This window comes from Streptomyces sp. ICN903, from assembly GCF_022015835.1.
Lineage (GTDB): Bacteria > Actinomycetota > Actinomycetes > Streptomycetales > Streptomycetaceae > Streptomyces > Streptomyces fenghuangensis.
Map to the genome: position 1 here is coordinate 1 of NZ_JAKMAY010000378.1, position 4,776 is coordinate 4,776.

Sequence of the window (4,776 nt, forward strand, 5' to 3'; positions counted from 1 at the left end):
TCATCGAGCGCACCATCGCCTGGCTGGCCGGCTACCGCCGACTCACCATTCGCTACGAACGCCATCCCCGCAACTACCTGGCCTTCCTCGGCCTGGCCGCAGCCCTCCTCTGCTACAAGCGACTGATCCGCCTCACCACATAGGACACGCTCTTACTACCTGGAAGGGGCGCGGCCTGTGGCGGAGAGCAGACCTGTACCGGCCCCGGCCCGCCCGATCACCCTCAGTCTCCCTCGTGCGTCTGGGCACGCGTACGTGTCCTGCCTTCTGCCGGGGATGGGCGGGGTGCGGCGGGGGCGTGGCCGGTGATACTGCGGGTGTGGCGTTGACGCAGCAGCTGGCGCGGGTGTCCGAGGCGTATCTGGCGCGGTGCCGGCGGGCCGCCGGGACCGGTCCGGACGGTGATCCGGGCTGGGACCCGCCCGAGGGCGACATGGTGGATCTCGGCTGGGGGATTTGGCACCTGATCCGGTTCTGCCAAGGGATGGGCGTCGAGGATGAGCACATCGCGGTCCTGCGCCGGAGCATCGACGGGGACCTGGGCGGTGACATCGCGTTCCTGGACCACCCCGGCGTCTACGACGGGCTCACCCCTCCTCCCGCACTCCTGGCCCCGGCGGCGGTGGCCGAGATCGCCCATGCCCTGAACCGTATGGGCCTCGACGCGGTTCTCGACCATCTGCCCGCGAACAACACCAAAGCGGCCCGGGCCTGCCGACTGACAGGCTTCACCGGAGACCCGCGTGCCTATCTGACCGAGCACTTCAGCACGCTGCGGGCCTTCTACACCACCGCGAGCCGGCGCGGTCTTGCGGTCGTGGCCTGGACCGACTGACCCGCTCCGGCCCGGGGGCTGCGGGCGGCTACCGTGTACGAGTGACCCCGCTCCGGATCGGCCCGATGGGGCTGGGGTGAGGCCGGAAGGGGGGGCTGGTGCGGCAAGTGGTGGAGGGCTGGGTGTGGAGCCGTAACGTGCGGCCGCTGCTGGAGTTGCTCTCCCGCTATGCCGGCTACGCGTTCGACGACACCGACTGGGAGACCGTGGAGGCGGCTCTGCCCGCCACCGACGACGAGCGTGACGACGGCTGGTACTCCTACCCCCTGGTCGGCCCCGACCAGGCCGTACGGGTGCGGTTGGCCACCGCGGTCGGCAGCGACGTGGTCTGCGTCGAGATCTCCGGTGTGCAGACGGCGGAGCTGCGTATCAGAGCCGACACCCTGCTGTCCGCCTTCGCCACCGCCTGAACTCCGCGCGGGCCGTCAGGCGCGTATCCGCGCACTCCTGAACGGCCGCCCTACTGCTGCCGCTGGCCTGTGCTCGTAGACCCCACGCCACCCCAGGCGCCCAGCCCACCTTCGCCTTTTCCGGGTCGCGGTCCGCCGGGCCTGCCCGGTGGTGGCCTGTCTGTGAGGAGGGTGCTGGCGGCCGGGGGCGGGGGAGGGGTTGGATGGCGCCGTGATGCCTCCGCTTCCGCCCTGCGCCCCGGCCCACCAGGCCGTCGAGTGCGAAGACACCGAAACCCTGGCCCGGTTGCTGGCAGATGGCACCGACCCCGACGAGGTGTGCTGCAACCTGACGCTGCTGACCCACGCCATCGACATCGAGGGCGACAGCGCCCTGCAGAGCGGCCGACCGCTGACCGTCCACACCACTGCCGTCCTCCTCGCCTTCGGCGCCGATCCCCGGCTGCCGGACCCCGACGGTCGCACCCCGATGGAACTGGCCGCGCACTACGACCACCATCCGGCACTGCGCCTGCTGCAGGCGCACATCGACCAGAGCACCGGCCGCAGCTGACCCGCGCATGGGGCGCCCGCCGACGGACAGGTTGCCGCCGGGCGGACCGACCATCCGAACAGCCCCAGCGGGGCGGCCACGTCCTGCTGCCCGGGTCGCTGAGCGCGCTGTCCAGACCGGCAACGTCACACCGTCGCCCATTCCAGTCCGGGGTCGGCCAGCGCCTGGTGTCCGGGAGTGGTTTTTCTGGTCAGGGAGTGGTGGTCTGGTCTGGGTTGATCAGTTGGGTGTGTGGCCGTGGTCGGGCCGTCTGGTGCCTCGATGACGTGGTGAGTGCGGGCGCTGGTCCTAGGGGTGGGGCTCTGAGCTGCGGGTTTTTCGGGTGGCGGGCGGTGGTGATCAGGTCGTGTCGTCTGCGTTGTGCAGGGTTCGTGTTCGGTGGGTGTTGGTATGCGGCAGTGCTGGGCGCGCCGTCTGGCCGGTGGTCGCTTTCACCTGCTGGCTGATGGCCTGAAGGTAGGCGTGGGCGGTTATCGCGACTGAAGCCGGTGGTCTGGGGCCTCAACTTTGGCCCATTATGGGGCGGGTGATGATTCCTTCTCCGGACGAGGTCGAGGCTGCGCGTACTCCGGCGGGCGGCTGGGCCCGTGATCAACTCGCCGCCTGGGGTGTGCCCTGGCCGCCCCCAAAGGGTTGGAGGCAGCGTCTGGCCGACCGGTGGCACGCCGCCCAGCAGGTCCCGCACCGGGACGCCGCTCCCTCGGGGCCCGGTGGGGGAGGGGAGCCTGTGGCCACACCCGGCACCGTCGAGGTGCCGGGGCCGGAGCCTGACTGGCAGCCCGCGTCGGCCCTGGGCTACTACGTGGGCAAGAACCCCGTTACCCAATACAGTCTGTGGGAGGCGGCCTCCACCTTCTACCGGCTGGTGGCCGGGCTGAGGCCGCCGCTGGAGGCGGTCGCGGCCCGGCTGCGCCTGGAAGTGGAACGCACCTGGGTGGACCTGGGCGAGGTGGACGTGGCCCTGTTCCGCATCCAGGGCACGGACTTCGCCCTCAGCCGATTCGTGCACGACGAGGACCGCCTGTTCGTGTGGCTGAACCGCTCGCAGCGCGACGTCGAAGGCGCTTTGGAGGTCCTGCTCGGTGTGCTCGGGGTGGGCCGTGAGGCCGTGGCCTTCACCGAGGACGACCTGAAAGCCGAGCAGTCCGGCACGCTCGGCTGACCCTCCCGCCGCCGGCGGCGCATGGCCACAGGGCCCCGGCCCTCTTTGAGGGCGGCCCTGCGCAGCAGGACCTGCCCCAAAGCGCTCGCAAAGCCCGCAGACCACGATGGCGTGGGACGACCAAGGCACCCCTCGGCCTCGCCACCGCCTCTGCGGCTGGGCCGACCGCGGAGGTCAGTGCACTGCCGCGGTCTCCAGTGGCTGCCAGCGGGGGCCGTCTGGGTCGCCGCTCCACACCCACTGCTCGTGTTCGGTGCGGGTGAGGCCGAAGTCGTACAGCACCGGCGCCCCGCGTTCCTCCCACACTGTCCAGGCGCGCAGTACTTCGTCGGCCAAGCGGCGGGACCCGCCCTGGTAGGCCACTACGTCCGCTCCGCCCGATGAGCCAAACGAAACGACCCAGGTGCGCGGGCGGCTCGCCTGGTTGATGCACCGCGTGTAGTTCGCGGTGACCGGATCCCGCTTCCGGGGGGATGACCACCGTGCAGGGTGCCGCAGAAGTCCGACGGCCCGCCGTCTCAGCTGTTCGCTGAGTTCATCGGGTCGCACTCCCGCATCGTTGAACGACAGCGTCCAGGCACCGTGCGCTATGACGTTGATGCCCGCCGGGCCAGCGCTCGCCGCCGCACCGGCATGCAGTTGCTGCGCAGGACCGGATGCCCCTGATCACCGGCAACGCGCTGACGTACAACTGTCTCGGTTGAATCAGCCTGTCCCATAGGGGAATCGCAGGTGCCGACATCGCGCAAGTCTGGGCCATCGCGGGCTTCGCGGGAGGGCATTGAGGAGCCGAGGGGGCGCCGTGTCACAGGGCTTCGAAGCACAGGTCGGTCAAGCGCGTCGTGAATCCCTTTCCGTCGGGGGAGGCGCACATGATGCCCGCCTGGGCCGGCAGGCCCGGCGGGAAGTAGGCGAGGCGGAGCAGGGTCTCGGGGGTCCCCGGTGGTGCCGTAGCGGAGGATGACGTGGTCGCCTTCGCGGCGCATCTCAACGGTGATGTGCGCGGAGGTGCCGGTGATCCGGTCCAGGGGAACGACGTTCCAGTCGGAGACGTCTCGGGTGACGACGGCGCTGAGTTGCTGGTGTCCGTCGACGTACTCGATACCGGTCTTGATCCAGTTCTTGTCGTCCAGACGCAGCAGCAGGCCTGCCTGGTCGTACTGTTCGCGGTAGTCGCCGTCGAAGGTGACGCGCAGGCGGAAGTTCGCCGGTACGGGGCGGAGCAGCGCGTGGCCGGTGTCGCGCACGAAGCCGTAGTGGGTGGTGACCCAGAAGTCGGTGCCCGGGTCTGTGGTGATCTCGACTTGGTTCTCCTGGGGGGACCAGTGGGTGGGCTGGTTGAGCCAGGACCAGTCGGTGAAGCCGAGACAGTTGTGGGTCGTCATGCGGTGTCCTTGGTGAGTCGTGAGGTGCGCAGGGCGGGCAGGCTGCCGAGGAGGAGCAGCACAGGCAGGAGCCACAAGGCGTGGGCCAGGGTGGACGGCCTCGACGGAGGTGGCCCGGCCTGGTCCGGCGCGGGCGGCCGGCAGCGCGGCGTTCCAGCCCGCCCCGCAGCCCAGCTCCAGCCCTCGCCGGCCCGGCTCCAGCAGCAGCGAGTCGAGCATGCCGGCCACCACCACTGCGCACGACAGGCTGGAGGTGGGCAGTCCGCCGGTGACCTGGGTGATGGTGGCGGCGTCCGGCCCCGGATGCACCGCGGCCGCCCACCGCTCGGGCTCGGCGCCGTACTCCACCGCCCGGTAGGCGTCTCCGTCCCAGATCCACACCCGGCCTGGGGGGAGGCGGTGCCGCGGGCAGGTCTCCGGCAGTGGGAGGA

6 protein-coding genes and 1 pseudogene are annotated in these 4,776 nt (G+C 70.7%); 5 read left to right on the top strand and 2 right to left on the bottom strand.

What is annotated here, in order from left to right; genetic code table 11:
* The 5 genes and pseudogenes from L7D48_RS25965 to L7D48_RS25985 form a co-directional block, all read left to right on the top strand.
* A pseudogene (locus L7D48_RS25965) lies at window positions 1–143 on the top strand (IS5/IS1182 family transposase); the annotation flags it as partial.
* Window positions 144–319: 176 nt separating this feature from the next.
* Window positions 320–835, top strand: coding sequence for a DUF1877 family protein (locus L7D48_RS25970; protein WP_237883089.1), 516 nt, complete (start codon window positions 320–322; stop codon window positions 833–835).
* Window positions 836–933: 98 nt separating this feature from the next.
* Complete coding sequence (locus L7D48_RS25975; protein WP_237883091.1) at window positions 934–1,245, top strand: hypothetical protein; 312 nt, start codon at window positions 934–936, stop codon at window positions 1,243–1,245.
* Window positions 1,246–1,459: 214 nt separating this feature from the next.
* The gene (locus tag L7D48_RS25980) at window positions 1,460–1,798 is read left to right on the top strand and encodes an ankyrin repeat domain-containing protein (RefSeq protein WP_237883099.1); all 339 of its coding nucleotides are present in this window, start codon (window positions 1,460–1,462) and stop codon (window positions 1,796–1,798) included.
* Window positions 1,799–2,525: 727 nt separating this feature from the next.
* Complete coding sequence (locus L7D48_RS25985) at window positions 2,526–2,960, top strand: hypothetical protein (RefSeq protein WP_237883093.1); 435 nt, start codon at window positions 2,526–2,528, stop codon at window positions 2,958–2,960.
* A 174-nt stretch (window positions 2,961–3,134) separates the two neighbouring features.
* On the opposite strand, the gene L7D48_RS25990 is transcribed toward L7D48_RS25985, so the two are convergent.
* Together L7D48_RS25990 and L7D48_RS25995 are read right to left on the bottom strand one after the other, a co-directional pair.
* Complete coding sequence (locus tag L7D48_RS25990; RefSeq protein ID WP_237883095.1) at window positions 3,135–3,296, bottom strand: hypothetical protein; 162 nt, start codon at window positions 3,294–3,296, stop codon at window positions 3,135–3,137.
* 251 nt (window positions 3,297–3,547) lie between these two features.
* Window positions 3,548–4,776 (bottom strand): DUF1349 domain-containing protein (locus tag L7D48_RS25995; protein WP_237883097.1); only part of this gene is annotated, 1,229 nt, incomplete at its 5' end.

Excerpts from the sequence above, each read along its gene's own strand:
- L7D48_RS25980 (WP_237883099.1), top strand. The coding sequence starts at position 1,460 with ATGCCTCCGCTTCCGCCCTGCGCCCCGGCCCACCAGGCCGTCGAGTGC.